Raw genomic sequence first — 19,360 nt, forward strand, 5'->3', positions numbered from 1 at the left:
GTGCGCACCGACCATTACCAATAGCACCACAACTTCGGGTTCCTGCGGCGGGAAACACGCCATACCGACGACTGATGATCCGTCATGCTGATGGCGGTGGGACACTGCCTCAGTTGCGACAGGTTGCGCGGGGGCATGATTCGCGGCGTTCGTCGTGAAAACTACTGTCCCGCCGCGTCGCCGGGATTCTTCATCCTGAGGTGGCGCACCGACCGATCACTGTCGCAATGACCGACGGTAATCCGCCGGAGTCGTGCCGGTCGCCGCCCGGAGATGGGTGCGCAGCGCAGTCACACTGCCGAAGCCGGACTGTGCGGCGACCACTTCGACTGGCAGGTCGGTGGTTTCGAGCAGCTCGCGGGCCCGCACGGTGTGCTGCGCGTCGAGCCAGCGCCGCGGCGTGGTGCCGACCTCCGCTTTGAAGCGACGGATGAAGGTGCGCTCGCTCATCAGCGCGTGCGCGGCCAGCGCCGAAACATCCGGCGCCGCAGCCGGGTTCCGCGCCGCCCAGGCCATAGTCGCGGCCAGGCCGCCGTGGAAGCCGTTGTCCGCCAAGGCGTCCGGGATGTATTGCGCCTGACCGCCGGAACGATGTGGTGGCGTCACATTCCACCGGGCCAACTCCGCCGCCGGGCTCGCGCCGAGTTCTCGGCGTGCGATGTGCAGGCACAAATCCAATCCTGCCGACAGGCCTGCGGACGTGAGCACGTCACCGTCGTCCACGTACAGCGCGGCCGGATCCAGCTTGACGGCGGGAAAAAGATCGGCGAATTCATCGCAATAGGCCCAGTGTGTCGTGGCGGGTCGGCCGTCCAGCAGCCCGGCCCGCGCGAGCACGAAAGCGCCGACGCAGATGCTCACCATGGTCGCGCCCCGCGCCGCCGCGGCACGCAGTGCCGCGAGCGCCTCCTCGGGCGGCGGCAGGGTAGGCAGTCCGATTCCCGGCACCACCACGATGTCGGCGGTCGTCAGCGCTTCCAGCCCATACTCGACCCGCAGTTCGAACCCGTTCGGCGTCCACACCGGACCGGGCCGCACCCCACAGGTCTCCATCCGGAACCCCGCCGGTTCGCCGAACTTCCCTGGTCCGTGCCGGAAAACCTGGACGGCGCACGCGAGGTCATAGGTCATGACACCGTCCAAGACCAGCGCGACGACCTGTTTCACCCGGCCAGTTTGGCACAAATCAGAGCATTAGTGTCATCCCTGCCACTCACTGTGCCCTGCCTGCCCGCGCTTCACTGAATTCGATGCACGAGCGAGAGGGAATCTGGATGACCACGCCGACCAGCATTGATTGGGAATGGGCCGTACGAACGGGTGGCGCATTGTCCGGCAAACAACGCCGACAACTCATGGCCACTGTCACCCGAGCACTGCCCGCCCTGCTCGCCGATCGCGCCCACCTAGCCCTCGGCCGCCGCGGCGCGGGCCGCCTCGACTTCGCCGGCCTGCGCCTCCCCGATTCGGCTCTCGCCCGCGCGGCGGAGGCCGAAGCGCACGAATCGCTCTCTCCCCACGTGCTCGGCCATTCCTACCGCACCTACTTCTTCGGCCGAGTCCTCGCCGACCTCGACGGCGCCCGCTACGACGACGAGTTGGTCTACGTCTCCTGCCTGCTGCACGACCTGCAACTCGAACACCCCACGCCCAACCGCTGTTTCGCCGTCACCGGCGCCGAACGCGCCGTCGCCTTCGCCGCCGAGGCCGGCGCCACCCCCGCCCAACTCCAAGCCATCGGCAGCGCCATCGCCACCCACATCACCCCCGGCGACGGCAAAAACCTCAGCGACCCAGGCCGATTCATCTACGCAGGCGCCTCCGTAGACGTAATCGGCAGCCGCCTAGCGGATCTCGACCCCACCTGGGTCGACGAACTCCTGCACCGCCACCCCCGCCACAACTTCAGCAAGCACATGGTCACCGCCCTCACCAACGAAGCCCGAGCAATGCCGCACGGCCGCACCCACTGGCTCAACACCCGCACCGCCCTACGCCAACTCACCAACTACTCCCCATTCCCCGAATAACCCTCCCCCACAAAAGATTCCCCACCCCACCCAGACAAACGACGAGTGGCACATGGTGTCGGCAAACGCCGAGGAGCCCTCTCCACCATGTGCCACTCGACACCTATTCAGTACCCAAGTTTGTCGCAAGCACACCCCTTGCGGATTCTCTGTTCGGTGCGCGGTCAATTACCAGCAGACCGTAATCCCCACCATGCGAATATGTTTCGGCTATTCGGCGGGCCAACCTCCGAGCAATGGGTTTCCAAACGGATCCGGACGAAGATCACGTGCCTTCGGTCCAGAACCGTTGCAGGCAGGCGACAGCCTCGGCCTTGGTCATCGCCGCAATCTCGCTATCCGTCAGACCGGCACGGCTGATGAGCAGATGAACCAGATCAGCGGGCAGCGATTCCCTCGGCACCTCGGGAATGCCGCGTTCGGGCAGCGTGCCGTCCAGCACGCACTGCCAGAATGACTCCTCGTCCACCGCCAACTGGTCGCGCAGGATATGCGCCCACAATGTGGCGCCGTAGGTGGTTCGATTCACCGGATGCGAGATTCGGGTTCGCAGAATCCGGCCGTCGAGTAGCCCGAATTCATACGTGACATGGTGGGTTCCGGTCCGGCCGCGCGCGTCTCGAACCCGCGCCCAGCCCTCGACCTTGCAGAACTGCTCATGCCGTTCGCGGGTCGGCTGCGGCCACGTCACCTGGTCACTCCGACCAGCCAATCACGAAGCTGGACATCGTCACTGAGGGCAATCAGCTGCACCAAGCCCCAGCTTTCCCGGTGGTTGGGCGCGTTCCGGAGCCGACTCTGCCAGTCGTCAGCGTATTCCCGCAGGGCGACGATCATCTCGTCGACAGCCTCGTCGAACGTGGCACCGTCAGCGGCGATGGGCAAGCCCGGCAAGAACACCGACCACCCACCGTCTTCGGCCACCACCTCGGCCGTGGCCGGGCACAGCTTGGCGAGCGCGTAGCGCAGCCGCTCCGCATCTACGACAGCGGCGTACTCCGCGTCACGACGGACGGTCGCCACCCGCCCCTGGCCGGCGGCATCCAGCAAATCCTTCAAATGAGCGCGGGCTTCGGTGTAGCTGTCGTAGTGGATCGCAGACATCGGGCACCTTTCGATCGGTACCACCATGGTCGCCGACCCACGTGAGTACGTCAAGTACTTGAAGTACTTGCGGTAGAGATGGTCGCTGCTCGATGCAACGCTCTGAAACGAAACCGCCCGCACCATTGGAAATGGTGCGGGCGGTTGACGTTGTGCGGATCAGCCGAGGCGTTCCTTCAATGCCTCGAACTCGTCGCGAACGCCGGAGGGGAGCTTGTCGCCGACGAATTCGAACCATTCCTCGATGAGCGGGATTTCTTTGCGCCACTCGTCGGCGTCGACCTTCAGGGCCTCGTCGACGTCGTCCGGGTCGACCTTGAGGCCGTCGAGGTCGAGGTGGGCGGCGACGGGGACGTGGCCGATGGCGGTGGCCTCGGCCTCGGCGGTGCCGTCGACGCGGCCGACGATCCACTCCAGCACGCGGGAGTTCTCACCGAAGCCGGGCCACAGGAAACGGCCGTCGGCGCCGCGACGGAACCAGTTGACGTAGAAGATCTTCGGCAGCTTGTTCGCGTCGGCGTTCTTGCCGAGGTTGATCCAGTGGTTCAGGTAGTCACCGACGTGATAGCCCATGAACGGGATCATCGCCATCGGGTCGCGGCGCACGGTGCCGACCTTGCCCTCGGCCGCGGCGGTCTGCTCCGACGACAGGGTGGCGCCCATGAAAACGCCGTGCTGCCAGTCGAAGGACTCGGTGACCAGCGGGACCGTGGTCTTGCGCCGGCCGCCGAACAGGATCGCCGAGATCGGCACGCCCTGCGGGTCGTCCCACTCGGGCGCCAGGATCGGGCACTGCGCCATCGGCGTGCAGTAGCGCGAGTTCGGGTGGGCGGCAAGGGTTTCGGTCTCCCGGAGGTACCAGTCGTTGCCCTTCCAGTCGATCAGATGATCGGGCTCGCCCTCCAGACCTTCCCACCACACGTCGTTGTTGTCGGTCAGCGCGACGTTGGTGTAGACGGTGTTGCCCGCCTCCATGGTGGCCATGGCATTCGGGTTGGAGCTGCGGTTGGTGCCCGGCGCGACGCCGAAGAAGCCGTACTCCGGGTTCACCGCGTAGAGGCGGCCGTCCTTGCCGAAGCGCATCCAGGCGATGTCGTCGCCGAGGGTTTCGGCGCGCCAGCCGGGCACGGTGGGCTGGATCATCGCGAGGTTGGTCTTGCCGCAGGCGCTCGGGAAGGCGGCCGCGATGTAGTAGGCCTTGTTCTCCGGGGAGATCAGCTTGAGGATCAGCATGTGCTCGGCCAGCCAGCCCTCGTCGTGCGCCATCGCCGAGGCGATGCGCAGCGAGTAGCACTTCTTGCCGAGCAGCGCGTTGCCGCCGTAGCCGGAGCCGTAGCTCCAGATCTCGCGATCCTCCGGGAAGTGGGTGATGTATTTGGTGTCGTTGCACGGCCACGGCACGTCGGCCTGACCCTCGGCCAGCGGGGCGCCGACGGAGTGCAGCGCCTTCACGAACGGACGGTCGGTGCCGAGCTTCTCCAGCGCGGCCTTGCCCATCCTGGTCATCACGCGCATCGAGACGACGACGTATTCGGAGTCGGTGATCTCCACGCCCAGCTTGGGGTCCTCGGCACCGAGCGGGCCCATGCAGAACGGCACCACGTACAGGGTGCGGCCCTTCATCGAGCCGCGGTACAGCTCGGTCATGGTGGCGCGCATCTCGGCGGGGTCGACCCAGTTGTTGGTCGGTCCGGCGTCGGCTTCGCTCTTGGAACAGATGTAGGTGCGCGACTCGACCCGCGCCACGTCCGACGGATCGGAGAGCGCGAGGAAGGAATTCGGCTTCTTCTTCGGATCGAGCTGCTTGAAGGTGCCCGCCTCGACGAGCTGAGTGGTCAAACGATCCCATTCTTCGTCGGAACCGTCGGCCCAGACCACTCGCTCTGGCTGAGTGAGTTCTGCGACTTCCTGTACCCAGGCGAGTAGTTCGCTGTGCTCGGTCGGCGGCTTGCCGTCGGATCCACGAAGACCAGGAATGGTCGCTGAGGTCATGAAACCTCTCCTGAGATGGGCGGTCCCTACGATGCATCGCCGCCTGGCCACAAAGGCCCTGTTGACCAGCGCGAATACACCGAGCGCCACCATTGGCGGGAAGGCACCCGCTACGACCAGTCGAAAGCGCGCCCCGGCTGGACGGCGGACGAGGACTTAGCGGACGCCCAAGTTCCTGATTAGAGGTTAACGCGATGTGACGACGGGAACGGAATCGGGTTCGTCACTATGTACCCATTCTTAAGAGTTAATCAACCCGCCGCGATCCAACGGTCGAGGATCGCGATATCGCGTTCACACGCCGCGAGTTGGCCGGGTTGTTCGGCAACCATGCGCCGTAAACGCGCTTCTACTTCGGCGACGCGCCGATCGGTCTCCACCATTCGGGTGGCGCTCAGCTGCACCACCCGGTCGGCCAGCACCGTCTCGGTTTCCACGAGCGCGGTCGCTATCCGCTGCTCGAGCTGGGCTTTTACATTGATGAGCGCGTCGGAGACCCACTGCCGGACGTGCGCGCGATCGGCCAGTTGCCCGCGGGCGCGCACCACCCAGCCCGCCACGCCCGCGCCGAGCAGCAGGGTCACCGGCACGCTCGCGAAATCCAGCGCCGGGACCAGCGAAAGTGGCGAAACCAACAACCTGCCGAGGCCGACACCAGCCGACGCGCCGAGCGCGATCACTAGGTGATCTTCGACACCACGGTGTCGCGGATCCGGATCGGGGCCGACCCGCGGCGCGGGGTCGCGACGGCGCGACGGCATGGTCTGCCCCGGCGCGGCACCGAGTAATCCCGGCCCCGTGCCGGGTAATCCCGGCCCGACGCTGCTATCGATGTGCGCGGTGAGTTCGGCGAGGCGCTGGTCGATGGCGAGGTCCAGCGCGCCGGTCAGTTCGGTGGTGGCGTGCTGCAACCGCTCGGGGTAGCCGCCGAGCTCGCTGCGGCGCATGCGGTCGAGGTCGGCGCGGGTCGCGGTGTGCAGCGCCCGGATCCGGGCGCCCACCTCCGTCATCAGGTCGACCCGCGCGAGGTGCAGCTGGCCGCGCAGCGTGGACATGGCGGTGGCCCGGCCGCCGTCCCGGCCGGCGAGCATGATCGCGCGCTCCTCGCGCAGCCTGGCTGTCTCGGCGCCGGACTGCAGCGCCGTCACCTGCTCGACGACCCGCTGCCGGGTATCGGCGAGCACGCGTGCGGTCACCGCCGCGAGCCGATCGCCACCCTCGGCCGCCGCACCGGTCGCCGCCGCGGCCAAGGCGGCGTGCAGCGCGCCGAGGCCGGACCGATCGAGCAGTCCCGCATCGCCCGCGGTGCGCGCCGCCGCCGCGAGCCGCGCCGAGACCGGCACGATGTCCAGGTCGGCGACGCTCTGCGCGGCCAGCAGTTCCAGGTCGCGCGCCCGAACCGAGCGCCAATCCTGGTAGGCGTGAATGGCGTTCATGGCGAGCAGGATTCGCGTGCCGTCCGAGCGGAGTCGGTGCACGATGCGCAGGATCTCGGCACCGAGGGTGGTCCCGGCGTCCAGCAGGATCAGCGCGACCGGCGACGGCGCGGTTCCCGACGGTGAGGTGGTCTCCACCGCCGTACTCGCGTCGCTCACCGGGTCGGTCAGTTCGATGCGCGGCTCGAACCTAGCCAGTTCGGTGCGCAGCAGCGCGGTGTTGGCGTCGGCCGGCCCGATCAAGGTCACCGCACCCGCCACGCCGGTCCCGCGCACCGCGCGCAGCAGCGCTATGCCCTGCGGATTCCACCGCGCTACAACGGCTTCGACCTCTGCGGGCGGGCCGGCCGATCGTTCGGCCGCAGCAGGCTGCGCGGAGGCGACAGCCGATGTGGGTGCGTCGGCAGGCAAGTCGAGCGGTCGATCACCACCGTGCGACGCGGTGGACGGACGCGTGGGCACAGCGGGCCGCTCGGCAGCAACAGACTGCGCTGGTCGATCAGGGGCCGAGCCGGTTATTCCTGCGGCGGCTCGAGGATCGGCACCACCGGGCGGTTCAGAGTCCGGCACTGCTCATCCGTTCCCATAGTCGGATGTAGCCGTTGTGCACGCGCAAGGCGGCGCGGCGGGCGGCGGGCGGCATATCGCTGGAGACGACGGCGCGCCAGCGGGCGGCACGCGCCATGGCGTCGTCGGCATCCGCGGGCGCCGGGGCGCGATAACCCGCCGCAAGATGGGCGACCCCGGGATGGGCCAGACCGGCGCACAGGCCGAGCCACCGTGCGTCGTCACCGAAGAGGTACGCCTCCAAGATGTCTCGGGCGGTGCTGCCTTCCGTCGGCACCGCTTGCGCGGCCAGCCGGGACAGTTCGTCGAGCAGCTCACCGCCGCGCAGCGCGGAGACCTGCTCGTACCGGCGGTGCAGCAACTGGTGCACCGCGTCGATTCCACTTGCGGCGTGCAGGATTTGCAGCAACGTCTGCGGGGCGAGCCCCGGGTCGTGGCCGAGCGCGGCGAGCGCACAGGTCACCCCGTACAGGTCCCAGCGTTGCAGGAGTTGCTCGCGTTCGGCCAGGTCCGGGCCGGGTGCGACGAACAGGTCCGGTGAAAGGGTCAGTGCGGCATCGGCATTCGCGGCCAGCCTGCGCAGCGCGGTCAGGTCGGCCTCGGTCATCGCGCCCGCCCTGGTGCGCATGGCCAGCGAGGCGACCACCGGCAGCACCGCGAGACCCAGCTCCCTGCCGTACTGCTCGGCGGCGGCGACCGCGTCCGCCCAGCGCGCGCCGATCGCGTCCGCCTTGTTCAGCACCACGATGGTGCGCTCCGGCGGCAGCGTGGCCAGCACGCGGCGATCCGCGGGCGAGGGTGCGGCGGACAGCACGTAGACGGCGATATCGGCGTCCAGCACCGGATCGGGCATGTCCGGCTCGTCGACCGGGCCGGACTCGACGGCGGACATCAGTGCGAGCGCGTGCGACACCGTGGTCCGGCCCGCGTGCGAGCGGCCGAGCACCTGGATGCGCGGCGGTGTGCGCCAGGCACTGACCGCGGCGCTCGCGGCATAGCCGATCTGCTTGTCCCGCCCCGTCCCGAACCGCAACTCGGCGAGCAGCCGGTCGAGCTGGTCGTGTTCGCGTGCGGGTACCCCGCGTTCCCGCAACGGCCCGTCGGACTCGGTGGCTGTCGGCATGTCGTACCCCCTCTACGGTGCGCAATTCTTGCAGAAGACGCAGAGGTTGGCGGGGACGACCGCTCAGGTACCGCTGAAGTATTTGTTCACGGTGCGCACGGCCCAGTTCGGCGCGTATTTCGCGGCGGCGGCCAGGACCTTTGCCTGCGCGCCGATCTCGTAGTGCACCCGAGGCAGCCGGCTGCGCTTACGCGTGGCCTCCCAGATGCCCGCCGCGACATCCTCCGCGGTGAGCCGGACGCCGAGCGACTTGGTCGTCCCGGTTTCCACGCCATCGACCATCGCGGTGTCCACGAACAGCGGCCAGATCGCGATCACCCGGATGTCGTGGCGCTCCCATTCGAGATCCAAGGCCTCCGTGAGGCTTTTGACCGCCGCCTTGCTCGCGCCGTAGCTGGCGAGTTCGGGCTGGCCGTAGATCGCCGAGGCCGAGCACAAATTCACCACTTGTGCGCCCGGCGTATCCCGCAGATAGCCGAACGCCGTGTGCGTGCCGGTGAGCACGCCACCGAGGTTGACATCGATGATCGCCTGATGGGTGGCCAGTTCGAGGCCTTCGAACGGGCCCGCGCGCAGGATGCCCGCGTTGTTGATCAGGATGTCCAGCTGCCCGGCGGCCGCGTGGAATTCGGCCAGCCGCTCCGTCCATTGCGTGGCGTTCATCACATCGAGAACGCCGGTGTGCACGCTGCCACCTGTGCCTGCGATGTCGGCCGCGAGCCTGCCCAGCCCGACCTCGTCGATATCGTAGGCGCCGACGCGATACCCCTGCGCAGCGAAAAGCAGAGCCGTCGCGCGGCCGATTCCGGCCGCTGCTCCGGTGATGAACACTGACGGTCTGCCCATACCGCGCAGTCTAGTGCGGCGGGGCGGACCGGACCGGGCTTCCCAGACCCGCCACCGGTCATTTACCCTGCTTGGACGTGGTCGGCGCCAGTGTTGGTGCACAACTTCGCTTTTCGACAAGCGACAACCGACCTCACCGACGAGGAGGTCGCGATGACAGCAGATGTCATCGGCACTGCCGATACGGAGCCCGCCCTAGCGGACCGGAAACCGCTGCTGCCGAGTAACGATCCGTTCCACCGCCCGCCCAAGGGTTTCGCGGCCAAACCGCCGGGCACCGTCCTGCGCAGCCGCAAGATCGAGCTCGCCCTGTTCGGTGTTGTGCCGCAGCAGGTCTCGGCCTGGCAATTGCTCTACCGCAGTTGCGATATGCACGGCACGCCGGAGGCGGCGATCACCACGGTGCTGCTACCACTGGACGCCGATCCACAAGAAGACAGACCGCTCTTGGCCTTTCAGACCGCCATGGACGCGGTCACCGAGAAGTGTTCCCCCTCCTATGCATTGCGCTACGGCGCCCGCGCGCTCGGCTCGGTCACCCAGTTCGAGTGGCTGCTCGTCGCGAACGCGCTGCGCCGCGGCTGGGCCGTCAGCATCGCCGATCACGAGGGCCCGCGCGGAAACTTCGGCGCACCACGCGAACCCGGCTATCGCTCGCTCGACGGCGTGCGCGCGGCACAGCGGTTCGCCCCGCTCGGCCTCGGCCCGCACACGCCGGTCGCGGTGTGGGGTTACTCCGGTGGCGGCATGGCCAGCGCCTGGATGGTGGAGATGGCGCCGACCTACGCGCCCGAGCTCGACATCGTCGGCGCGGTGCTCGGCGCACCCGTCGGCGATCCGGGACAGGTCTTCGCCCGGCTGAACGGCTCCAGCTACGCCGGGCTGCCCGCGATCGTGATCGCGGCGCTGCGCAGGCTGTATCCGGTGCTCGGCGCGATGCTGCAGAACGAACTCACCCTCGACGGTCGTCGTTTCGTGGCCCGCGCGGAGTCGGCGACGCCGTTCGGCGCCATCTTCGGCCTCGCCAACAAGCGCATGGACGACTACCTGAGCCGTCCGCTCGACGAGCTGATCGCGACGCCTGAGTTCCAGGCCATGTTCGACGATCTGCGCCTGGGCAATTCGACGCCGACCTGCCCGTTGCTCGTGGTGCAGCCGGTACACGACCAGGTGATCCACATGGACGGCATCGACGGCCAGGTCGAGCGCTACCGGCGCGGCGGCGCGGCGGTGAGCTACGTGCGCGACCGGCTCAGCGAGCATTTCTCGCTGCTGCCGCTGTCCACGCCGCTGAGCCTGGAATGGCTGGCAGACCGGCTGGCCGGGCAACCGGTGAGCGACGAGGGTGACAGCACCGTCTGGTCGGTCGCCGCGTCGTTGACCGGCGCCCGCGGCCTGTACGAGATGATGGTGACCGCGGCCAAGGTCGCACTCGGCCGCCCGCTGCGACAGGAGAGCGCGCCGGTGGCCACGATCGCCCGCGCACGCGCCGCCTGACCTCCCGCTGGACGGCAAGCGCACAGTCGATTGCCGTACCACTCCTTCCATGCTGGACAATGGACGCCGTGAACGACGCCGCGAACCATACTGCCGAGTCAGTTCCGGGCCCGCCGTCCACAGGTTCGGCCCCGACCGACCGTGCGCCCAGGAAAAACCCGGGCTCTCGCCTGTACCCCCGTGTCACCAGCTTCCGGTCGCGCCGAGGCGCGCTGACCGCGACACAGCAGCAATCGTGGGCCAGGATGTGGCCGGCGATCGGCCGCGAGGTCGCCGACGAACCGCTGGACGCCACCGCCTGGTTCGGCCGCGAAGCACCGCTGGTCATCGAGATCGGCTGCGGCACCGGCACCGCCACCGCGGCGATGGCCCAGGCCGAACCGCACCTGAATCTGATCGGCATCGAGGTGTACCGGCCCGGCCTCGCCCAACTGGTGCAGCGCATCGAGCGGGAAAAGATCGACAACATCCGATTGCTGCGCGGCGACGCCGTGGATGTGCTGGAAAATATGATTGCTGCCGGATCGCTGACCGGCGTCCGAGTGTTCTTTCCCGACCCGTGGCCGAAGGCGCGTCACCACAAACGGCGCCTGCTGCAGCCCGCGACATTCGCATTGATCGCCGATCGACTAAAACCCGGCGGTGTGTTGCATGTCGCTACCGATCACGCAGACTATGCCGAACATATTGCTGCGGTAGGCGCGGAGGAACCGCTGCTCAAAGGCATGAATGAGGCTGCCGGTGGGGTAAGTGCGGAGCATCGGGACACCGCTCCGATCGGTTTCGAAAGGCCTGTCACGAAATTCGAGGGCAAGGCACATCGTGCGGGTAGCGCCATTACGGAGCTCATATGGGGGAAGATTGAATAATGAGCGAGCGTAGCGAGCGAACGATTAGCTCAGCCGTCCTGACGGTCATGACGGAACCGAGCGTTAGCGAGGTGGAGTCATGAGCGTCTCTGAGATGGCCCACGAGGTGGTCGATGTTGCCGGGGAGGTGCAGGGCACCGGTTCCGAAGGTCTGGGCGGCGTCACCCCGGACGTGCGCCGGGTTCTGCTGGTGTGGGACGCCCCGAACCTCGACATGGGTCTCGGCGCCATCCTCGGCGGGCGGCCGACAGCCGCATATCGCCCCAGATTCGACGCGCTCGGCCGCTGGCTGCTGGCGCGCACGGCCGAATTGTCGGTCGGCAACGTGCATCGGGTCGAGCCGGAAGCCACCGTTTTCACCAATATCGCGCCGGGCACGGCCGATGTGGTGCGGCCGTGGGTCGAGGCACTGCGCAACGTCGGTTACGCGGTCTTCGCGAAGCCCAAGATCGACGAGGACTCCGACGTCGACGCCGACATGCTCGCGCATATCGAAATGCGCAGTCGCGGTGCCGGGCTGGCGGGCATCATGGTCGCCTCGGCCGATGGCCAGGCGTTTCGGGAACCGCTCGAAGAACTCGCCGCCAGCGGAATCCCTTGTCAGGTATTAGGCTTCCGCGAGCACGCGAGTTGGGCCGTCACTTCGGATACCCTCGAATTCATCGATCTCGAGGACATCCCGGGCGTGTTCCGTGAACCGCTGCCCAGGGTCAGCCTCGACTCGCTGCCCGACGAGGGCGCTTGGCTGCAGCCGTTCCGGCCGCTGTCGGCGCTGCTCACCTCTCGCCCAGCGCAAGGAGTCGCTTAAGTGTTCACACGCTGGGGCGATCTGGTCTACAAGCTGCGCTTCGGCGTCATCGGTATCGTCGCGGCCGCGCTCTTGGCGCTGGGCGGATACGGCCTCGGTTTGGGAGACCATCTCAGCTCCAGCGGGTGGGATGATCCGACCTCGGAATCCTCGCGGGGCGCGCAGATCGCCGACGCGGCGTTCGGCCGCGATCACAACAGCGACGTCATCGTGCTGTACACCGCGCCCGAGGGCAAGACGATCGATGATCCGGAGTTCAAGCAGAAGATCGTCGACAGTCTGAACAGCCTGCCGCGCGAACACCCGGAGATCAGCAAGATCAACGGCGCCTACTGGCCCACCGAGACCGGCCAGGCCTCACCGCTGACCTTCGGTTCGAAGGACAAGAAGTACACCTTCGCCTCGATCGCCATCAAGGGCGACAACGACACCGAGATGCTGAACAACTTCCGGAAGGTGAAGAATGTCTTCACCATTCCGGGAGTGGACGTGCAGGTCGCCGGTCTGCAAGCGGTGGCGGGCACGCTGAACGACACCATGGCCGAGGATCAGCACCGGATGGAGATCCTGGCCATCCCCGCCGTCGCGGTGTTGCTGTTCTTCATCTTCGGTGGTCTGGTCGCCGCCGGACTGCCGCTGATCGTCGGTGGTCTCACCGTGATCGGCGCGCAGGGCATCGTGCTTTTCATCACCAGATTCACCGAGGTCAACTCGTTCGTCGCGCCGGTGGTCTCGATGATCGGCCTGGGTTTGGCGATCGACTACGGCCTGTTCATCGTCAGTAGATTCCGTGAGGAACTCGCCGAGGGCTACAGCACCCCCGCCGCGGTGCGCCGGTCGGTGATGACCGCGGGCCGCACCGTCGTGTTCTCCGCGACGATGATCATCGCCAGCCTCGGCGGCATGCTGCTGTTCCCGCAGGGCTTCCTGAAATCGATTGCCTACGGATCCATTGCCACGGTCTCGCTGGCGGCGCTGACCTCGATCACCATCCTGCCCGCGATGCTCGGCGTGCTCGGCCCGCGGGTGGACATGTTCGGGTTCAAGAAGTTCCGCAAGACCAAAACCGCCGACGAGGTCGAGAACGGTTTCTGGGGCAAGTCCACCCGCTGGGTGATGCAGCATCCGCTCAAGATCGCGATTCCGATCTGCATCCTGTTGCTGCTGTTGATCATTCCGGTCAAGAATCTGGCCTTCGGCGGCATCAACGAGCGGTATCTGCCGCCGGACAATTCGACGCGGCTGGCGCAGGCGAAGTTCGACTCGATCTTCCCGCTGCGTAAATCCGATCCGATCCAACTGGTGTTCGTATCGCAGAACAGCAACGACGTCGGCAAGGTGTGGGCCCAGGCCAAGCAGGCGCCGGGGCTCGCAGGCACCTTCGACGTGCCGTCGCGCTCGAACACCGACAACCAGGTCTATCGCACCAGTGCGACCCTCGCCGACTCCGAGGACGCCGACCCGACTATCGACTATCTGCGCTCGATCGACGTGCCCGACGGCGTGGAAATGTACGTCGGCGGACAGCCGGTGATCCAGAAGGACAGCATCGACGCGCTGCTGGACCGGATGCCGTTGATGATCGGGCTGGTCCTGCTCGTCACCACGCTGCTGATGTTCCTGACCTTCGGCTCGCTGGTGCTGCCGATCAAGGCCGCGCTGATGAGCGCCCTCGGCTTGGGTTCCACGCTCGGCATTTTGACGTGGATCTTCGTCGACGGGCACGGCGCCGGGCTGCTGAACTTCACTCCGCAGCCGATCATGTCGCCGGTGCTGGTGCTGATCATCGCGGTGATCTACGGTCTGTCCACCGACTACGAGGTCTTCCTGCTCTCCCGGATGGTCGAGGCGCGCACGCAAGGTGCGTCCACCACCGAGGCGGTGCGCATCGGCACCGCGCAGACCGGTCGCATCATCACCGCAGCCGCGCTCATCCTGCTCGTGGTCACCGGTGCGTTCGCGTTCTCCGATCTGGTGATGATGCAGTACCTCGCGTACGGCATGATCGCCGCGCTGTTCATCGACGCCACCATTCTGCGCATGCTGCTGGTCCCCGCGACCATGAAGCTGCTCGGTGACGACTGCTGGTGGGCGCCGGCCTGGATGAAGAAGATCCAGCAGAAGATCGGGCTCGGCGAGCCCATCCTCGACGACGAACGGCCCGGCGGCGGTGAGGTCGTCGACCTGGTCAAGACGACCCCCATCACCGATCCCGTCACCATGCAGATCCCCGCCATCAACGAGGGCAATCGGCCGCGCAAGCCGCGCCGCCCGCGCACGGTGGAGGAGATCGAAGCCGAGGCGCCGACGCGCAGGCTCGACAAGATTCCGCCCGCCGCGCCCAAGCCGCCGGTGACGCCGGCGCCCGCGCCGCTCGACCCGACGCGTCAGCGGCCCGCATCGCCGTCCGGATTCGCGTCGGACCCGAGCATGCCGCGGCAGGCTCCGGCCGATCCGAATGGGCAGCGGCACATACCGTTCCCCTCGGTTCCGCATGATCCCACCGGGCCGCGGCCCGGCCCGCCCTTCGATGGTGGCGGTCGCGATGGTGGCGCTCGGTCCGACGGGGCCTCGGGTGCGTCGTTCTCGGCGTTCGAGTCTCCTGCGGCGAGCTCGTTCGAGCCACCGGCCGGGTCGGGTTTCGAGCCGCCCGCTGCCGCACCGTCTTTCGAACCGCCTGCGACTCCGGCAGTTTCCTTCGACGGCAACAGGCGCCCCGAAGCCAAGTTCGAGCCGACGCAGCCGACGCCTTCCGTGTCCCCCGCTGGTCCGGCACCGGCGGCATACTCGGAGTTCGTTGCGCCACAACAGGATCCGCCTGCGGAGCGGCCCGCCCACCACGCCGCCCCGGCCGTCCCGCCGGAGGAACCGGCCGAGATCACCGACGTGGGTGACCCGAATCGCAACAGCATCGAGAACTGGATGGCCGAACTTCGCTCGTCGCGTCGCTCCGGCAAGCCGGAAGAAGGCCGTCACCACGGTGGCGATGGGCGCACCGTCAGCGTCAACGAACTGCTCCGCCGCCGCGACCGGGAGTAATCGGTCGCAGCGGCGGAGGGGATCCGGCGCGGATCAGGGCTTCGGCGTCTCTCCGGTTTCGCGTGAGTTCGCCCCCGCCTCGGCGAATGCGCGCGCATACCTGGTGCCCACGACGAGGAGCAGCACGCCGACCGCCAGGAAGGCGGCGACGCGAAGCAGACCGCCGAGCGTGGCCAGATCGAACAGGAACAGTTTGGCCAAAGCCGCTGCGGTGACCAGCAAGCCGGAGCCGAGAGCGAGTTTGGCGACTGCGGTGGCCTTGCCGATATTGCGCAGACCGTAGAACAGCGCGGCGGTGGCGCCCGCCATCCACAGGATGGTCGCGGCGCTGTGGCCGATGAGGAAGCCGTCGTCCGCGCCGGTCGCGACGCCGATCGAGACGGTCGCTGCCGTCACCGAATACAGTCCGGCGATGCTTGCGGCGATCCACTGCAACTCGGCGGTGTTCTGCAAGCTCGGCAGTTTCCGGGCACACCAAACCGCCACTGCGACCACCGCGAGTGCTAGTACCGCGCCGATTACCGTCGAGATGCCGAGATTTGCTTCCGAACGATGCTGGGAGGCAAGGATATCCGGGCCGGCTGCGTTCAGGAAGGCGAAAGCGCCCAGTGTCGCGAAGGCGGCACCGATACCGGCGGTGACACCGGAACGCCGCTGCCCGGCCACGCCGAGGAAGGCCAACGCCACCAGGAACCACGCGGTCGGCAGGGTCCGCGGGTCGGTGAGCGAGACGCACGTCTCGAGCAATGCGATCGATCCGGCTACTGCGGCTACCAGTGCGGTATGGCCCGGAATCTTCGCCACGGCAGTCACTTTCGGTATCAGCGTGGTTGCCGCCACCGCGAGAAGTACCGCAGCATAGAGGCCCGCGATCGTTGCCGCGATAGGCCGTTCGGCCTCGTACATCCCCGGCACGACCAGCATCGGCACCGTCGCCAGCGCGAACATCAGCGAGGCGGTGAGATCGGTGGGCTTGCGACGCACCACCACGATGGTCCCGACCAAGCCAACCAGCGCTACCGCCACCGCGGCGAGCAGCAGCAGCGGCCGCTCCCCCGCCGCCGGACCGCCGAGGATCGCACCCGCGACGAACAGGAAGGTAGCCAGCGCCGCAGGCAATGTGCGCACCACATGCAGATACGGCCAGTCCCGCACCAATTGCACAGGCACACAGGCGAACTGCAATACGATCAGGAACGCCAGCAACGCCAGTTCCGTCGTCAAGATCGGTGACAGCACCGCCGCGCCGACCACCACCAGCACCGCCAACGGCTGCGACTGCCACCGCATCGCCACTGCCACACCGACGGCAGCGACGCCGAACGCCACCGCGAACCCGATCACCGGATGCAGCCAGTGGTAGATCGCCGTCACCGCAACCACATCCAGATACGCGCCCGCAATACCGGTGGCCGCCAACGCGATCCCACCGACCCGGCCACCGACCCGCCCGAACACCCGCATCCCCGCAGCCACCAGCGCCACCGAGAACACCGCGCCCGCAACAACCCTCGGCACCGGTCCGAAGAATCCCGCCTGCGCGGCCAGCACCAGCAACATCACCACGCCGATCAACGTGACAGCGACACCCGCCACCGCGAGCAGCCGGCTGATCACCCCGTCCCGCTGCCACCATGGCATGTGCGGAGCCCGCGGACCACTACGCGGCGGCGGCCGCATGCCCGGCGGCATCGGCGCGCCCATCGGCGAAACCGGTCCCCGCGGCGGCATCGGCCCACGCGCCCCCGGCATCTGCCCCTGCGCCGCAGCATTCGGCGGCATCATCCCGCCCTGCGGCCCCGCCCAACCGGACACCGTCCCAGCCGGAGCCGGAGCGAACCGCGGCACATAGGCCGGCGGCACCATCGAGCCCGGCGGCACCACACCGGGCGGAATCGGATGCATAGGCCAAGTCGTCTCCACCGGCGCAGCCGAACCCGGCGCACCCGATCCCGGAGCAGCAGCCCGATCGCCTGCCTCCGCCGAAGCACCCGAACCCGGCGCAGCAGGACTCTGCTCCCCCGCAGCCGACCTCGGCGCAGCGGGACCCTGATCCCCCGCACCGGCCTNGGGTGGGTGGGGTCGAGGGTGGCCAGGACGTTGCGGCCCAGCTCGGGTGGCATCACGATGGCGCTCAAGACGGAACCGGTGGTGACCATCGGGCGGCCGGCCAGCAGTTGGACCGGGAGGCCGTACAGATTCCGGAGTTCGTGTGCGATTTCGAGGGGAGTCCGACAGCGCTCGAACATATTCATGGTCGCCGCCCTTTGCTATCAAAGTTGCAGAAAGGCAACGGTATTCCATCCAGCGGTCAACGAGTCGTACGCAATGTCCCACTTCGGTCGATTGTGATGACTTAGCGTCGTACCCTGAAACCCAGATGTAACAAAGGGAATTGGGTACATGGACGATTCGTCGATCGGCGTGCGCATCCGAATGTTCCGCGGCAAGGCGCTCACCCAGCGGCAACTCGCGGATACGGCCGGGGTCAGCGTCGACCTGGTGCGCAAGCTGGAGCAGGGCGGCCGCCAGACCGCCTCGATCGCCAGCCTGCAGAAACTGGCTCGCGCACTGGACGTGGACATCGCCGATCTCATCGGCAAACGCGCGGGCGTGCCGTCCAGTGACCCCGATGCGGGCATCGTCGCCATCCGGCGCGCACTGACGCCGGTCGACGACCTGCTCGGTGAGACGAACGAAGAAGCGGCGATCAGTCTCGACGACGGCCGCCGCGCGGTCGATTACGCCTGGGGCGCCTACTGGGTCGGCCGCTACGAACTACTCACCTCGATCCTCCCGTCCGGGCTGACCCAGTTGCGCGCCACCGTGCACGCCGCGCGCAACGGCTCCGTCGCGGTCGCCAATGAGTTGCTGGCCCGGATGTATTGGGTCACCGGCTGTACCCTGGTGCACCTCGGTCAGACCGATCCGGCGTTCCTGGCGATCCGGCACGCGCTCGCGGCGGCGGAGGAGGGCAACGACCCGCTACTGCTCGGCACCATCCGCGGCTCGGTCGCCTGGCAGCTGCTCGTGCAGGGCCGCTACGACGAATCACGCCGGGTGGCGTTGCGCGCGGCGACCGGGCTGGAGCCGACCGGCGACGTCACCCCGGCGCACCTGTCGGCCTACGGTTCGCTGGTCCTGCTCGGCGCGACCGCGGCGGGCCGGGCGCAGGCGGTACCCGAGGCGTTAGCACTGGTCGAGGCGGCGAACGAGGTCGCACTGCGGATCGGCACGGACCGCCGCGACTACGAAACCTATTTCGGCCCTTCGCAAGTCGTCATGCAGACGGTCGACGTCAACGTCTCCGCCGAGCGGTACGCCGAGGCCCTGGCCGCCGCGAAGGCCATGCCCGTCAACAGCGGGCTCCCGCAGGCCTGCCGCGCCCGCCACCTCACCGACACCGCCGTCGCGCTGACCCGCACCGGCCAGCACCGGCGCGCGCTCGACACGCTGCTCACCGCCGAACGGGTCGGCGGCCCCGACTGGCTCAAATACCAATCCCTGCCCCGGCACATCGTCTCCGAGCTGCTGGACCACGACCGCCGAGTCCCGTTGCGCGCCTTCGCCCGCCGCATCGGCGTCAACACCTGACGACGGCAGGCCCGACCTCCGGTGAACGGCGCGGGCAAACCTCTCCCGTCGCATCGGGGACAACACCTGATCGACGGTGGGTCTACTTCGCCGCGAATGGTGCTGCGGCGCGGTCGATCACCTCGTCCAGGATCTCGCGCGAGCGGACGAGGTCGTCGATGGTGCGGTCGATCCGCTGCCGCTGGATCGTCAACTGGGCGACCAGCTCCGGGGTCGCGGATTCGTTCGGCCCACCGTCCACGTCGCGCATGCACGGCAGGAGCTGGCCGATGGTCTTGCTGTTCAGCCCGGCCGCGAAGAGTTCCTGGATGTGAATGACCCGGTCCACGGCCCGCTCGGAGTACTCTCGGTGCCCGCCGGGCGTGCGCTCGGACGCCAGCAGCAGTTGCTCCTCGTAGTAACGCAGCGACCGTTCGCTGACGCCGGTGCGCTTGGCCAGTTCCCCGATGCGCATC

At 67.8% G+C, this 19,360-nt stretch carries 15 protein-coding genes; 6 read left to right on the forward strand and 9 right to left on the reverse strand.

The annotated features are described in order from the left end of the window. Positions 1–216 precede the first annotated feature (216 nt). Positions 217–1,167, reverse strand: a complete 951-nt coding sequence (locus DBO33_RS00575; RefSeq protein WP_107653297.1) for a GlxA family transcriptional regulator — start codon at positions 1,165–1,167, stop codon at positions 217–219. Positions 1,168–1,250: 83 nt separating this feature from the next. On the opposite strand from DBO33_RS00575, the gene DBO33_RS00580 reads away from it, so the two are divergent. Further along, on the forward strand, positions 1,251–2,030 hold the full coding sequence (locus DBO33_RS00580) for an HD domain-containing protein (protein WP_234390622.1): 780 nt from the start codon (positions 1,251–1,253) through the stop codon (positions 2,028–2,030). 265 nt (positions 2,031–2,295) lie between these two features. Here the strand turns inward: DBO33_RS00580 and DBO33_RS00585 are convergent, their stop codons facing one another. The 6 genes from DBO33_RS00585 to DBO33_RS00610 all read right to left on the reverse strand — a co-directional run bounded on the left by DBO33_RS00585 (position 2,296) and on the right by DBO33_RS00610 (position 9,098). Next, positions 2,296–2,721, reverse strand: coding sequence for a cytotoxic translational repressor of toxin-antitoxin stability system (locus DBO33_RS00585; RefSeq protein WP_107653299.1), 426 nt, complete (start codon positions 2,719–2,721; stop codon positions 2,296–2,298). After that, the gene (locus DBO33_RS00590) at positions 2,718–3,134 is read right to left on the reverse strand and encodes a prevent-host-death protein (protein WP_107659829.1); all 417 of its coding nucleotides are present in this window, start codon (positions 3,132–3,134) and stop codon (positions 2,718–2,720) included. Before DBO33_RS00590 ends, DBO33_RS00585 begins: the two co-directional genes overlap by 4 nt. Positions 3,135–3,293: 159 nt before the next feature. Continuing rightward, a complete protein-coding gene (locus tag DBO33_RS00595) occupies positions 3,294–5,126 on the reverse strand; it encodes a phosphoenolpyruvate carboxykinase (GTP) (protein WP_107653300.1) in 1,833 nt (610 codons plus the stop codon). A gap of 251 nt (positions 5,127–5,377) precedes the next feature. Then, positions 5,378–7,024 carry a hypothetical protein gene (locus DBO33_RS00600; RefSeq protein ID WP_234390623.1) on the reverse strand — a complete coding sequence of 549 codons (1,647 nt, stop codon included), beginning with the start codon at positions 7,022–7,024 and terminating at the stop codon, positions 5,378–5,380. Between the two features lie 94 nt (positions 7,025–7,118). Then, complete coding sequence (locus DBO33_RS00605) at positions 7,119–8,252, reverse strand: hypothetical protein (protein ID WP_107653301.1); 1,134 nt, start codon at positions 8,250–8,252, stop codon at positions 7,119–7,121. Between the two features lie 63 nt (positions 8,253–8,315). Then, complete coding sequence (locus tag DBO33_RS00610) at positions 8,316–9,098, reverse strand: SDR family oxidoreductase (protein WP_107653302.1); 783 nt, start codon at positions 9,096–9,098, stop codon at positions 8,316–8,318. A gap of 153 nt (positions 9,099–9,251) precedes the next feature. Between DBO33_RS00610 and DBO33_RS00615 the strand changes: the two genes are divergently transcribed. The 4 genes from DBO33_RS00615 (at position 9,252) to DBO33_RS00630 (ending at position 15,311) form a co-directional block, all read left to right on the forward strand. Further along, positions 9,252–10,595, forward strand: coding sequence for a lipase family protein (locus DBO33_RS00615; RefSeq protein ID WP_107659831.1), 1,344 nt, complete (start codon positions 9,252–9,254; stop codon positions 10,593–10,595). A 59-nt stretch (positions 10,596–10,654) separates the two neighbouring features. Beyond that, complete coding sequence (gene trmB, locus DBO33_RS00620) at positions 10,655–11,464, forward strand: tRNA (guanosine(46)-N7)-methyltransferase TrmB (protein ID WP_107653303.1); 810 nt, start codon at positions 10,655–10,657, stop codon at positions 11,462–11,464. A 79-nt stretch (positions 11,465–11,543) separates the two neighbouring features. Continuing rightward, a complete protein-coding gene (locus DBO33_RS00625; protein WP_194832313.1) occupies positions 11,544–12,272 on the forward strand; it encodes an NYN domain-containing protein in 729 nt (242 codons plus the stop codon). Further along, on the forward strand, positions 12,273–15,311 hold the full coding sequence (locus DBO33_RS00630; protein WP_107653304.1) for an MMPL family transporter: 3,039 nt from the start codon (positions 12,273–12,275) through the stop codon (positions 15,309–15,311). Positions 15,312–15,344: 33 nt separating this feature from the next. Here DBO33_RS00630 and DBO33_RS00635 read toward each other — a convergent pair whose 3' ends face one another. Then, positions 15,345–17,096 carry a DUF2339 domain-containing protein gene (locus tag DBO33_RS00635; protein WP_456093891.1) on the reverse strand — a complete coding sequence of 584 codons (1,752 nt, stop codon included), beginning with the start codon at positions 17,094–17,096 and terminating at the stop codon, positions 15,345–15,347. A 618-nt stretch (positions 17,097–17,714) separates the two neighbouring features. Here DBO33_RS00635 and DBO33_RS00645 point away from each other — a divergent pair. Then, positions 17,715–18,905: a helix-turn-helix domain-containing protein gene (locus DBO33_RS00645; protein WP_107653306.1), complete on the forward strand. Its 1,191-nt coding sequence runs from the start codon at positions 17,715–17,717 to the stop codon at positions 18,903–18,905. An 82-nt stretch (positions 18,906–18,987) separates the two neighbouring features. On the opposite strand, the gene DBO33_RS00650 is transcribed toward DBO33_RS00645, so the two are convergent. Continuing rightward, a complete protein-coding gene (locus DBO33_RS00650) occupies positions 18,988–19,359 on the reverse strand; it encodes a MerR family transcriptional regulator (protein ID WP_107653307.1) in 372 nt (123 codons plus the stop codon). Position 19,360 lies beyond the last annotated feature (1 nt).

The organism is Nocardia suismassiliense, from assembly GCF_900269665.1.
In the GTDB taxonomy this organism is placed as follows: Bacteria; Actinomycetota; Actinomycetes; order Mycobacteriales; family Mycobacteriaceae; genus Nocardia; species Nocardia suismassiliense.

Bases quoted from the DNA above. Each gene is read 5' to 3' on its own strand.
- DBO33_RS00635 (WP_456093891.1), bottom strand. From the start codon at position 17,096: ATGATGCCGCCGAATGCTGCGGCGCAGGGGCAGATGCCGGGGGCGCGT.
- DBO33_RS00625 (WP_194832313.1), top strand. From the start codon at position 11,544: ATGAGCGTCTCTGAGATGGCCCACGAGGTGGTCGATGTTGCCGGGGAG.
- DBO33_RS00580 (WP_234390622.1), top strand. From the start codon at position 1,251: ATGCACGAGCGAGAGGGAATCTGGATGACCACGCCGACCAGCATTGAT.
- DBO33_RS00615 (WP_107659831.1), top strand. From the start codon at position 9,252: ATGACAGCAGATGTCATCGGCACTGCCGATACGGAGCCCGCCCTAGCG.
- DBO33_RS00595 (WP_107653300.1), bottom strand. From the start codon at position 5,126: ATGACCTCAGCGACCATTCCTGGTCTTCGTGGATCCGACGGCAAGCCG.
- DBO33_RS00610 (WP_107653302.1), bottom strand. From the start codon at position 9,098: ATGGGCAGACCGTCAGTGTTCATCACCGGAGCAGCGGCCGGAATCGGC.
- trmB (WP_107653303.1), top strand. From the start codon at position 10,655: ATGGACGCCGTGAACGACGCCGCGAACCATACTGCCGAGTCAGTTCCG.
- DBO33_RS00650 (WP_107653307.1), bottom strand. From the start codon at position 19,359: ATGCGCATCGGGGAACTGGCCAAGCGCACCGGCGTCAGCGAACGGTCG.
- DBO33_RS00645 (WP_107653306.1), top strand. From the start codon at position 17,715: ATGGACGATTCGTCGATCGGCGTGCGCATCCGAATGTTCCGCGGCAAG.
- DBO33_RS00590 (WP_107659829.1), bottom strand. From the start codon at position 3,134: ATGTCTGCGATCCACTACGACAGCTACACCGAAGCCCGCGCTCATTTG.
- DBO33_RS00605 (WP_107653301.1), bottom strand. From the start codon at position 8,252: ATGCCGACAGCCACCGAGTCCGACGGGCCGTTGCGGGAACGCGGGGTA.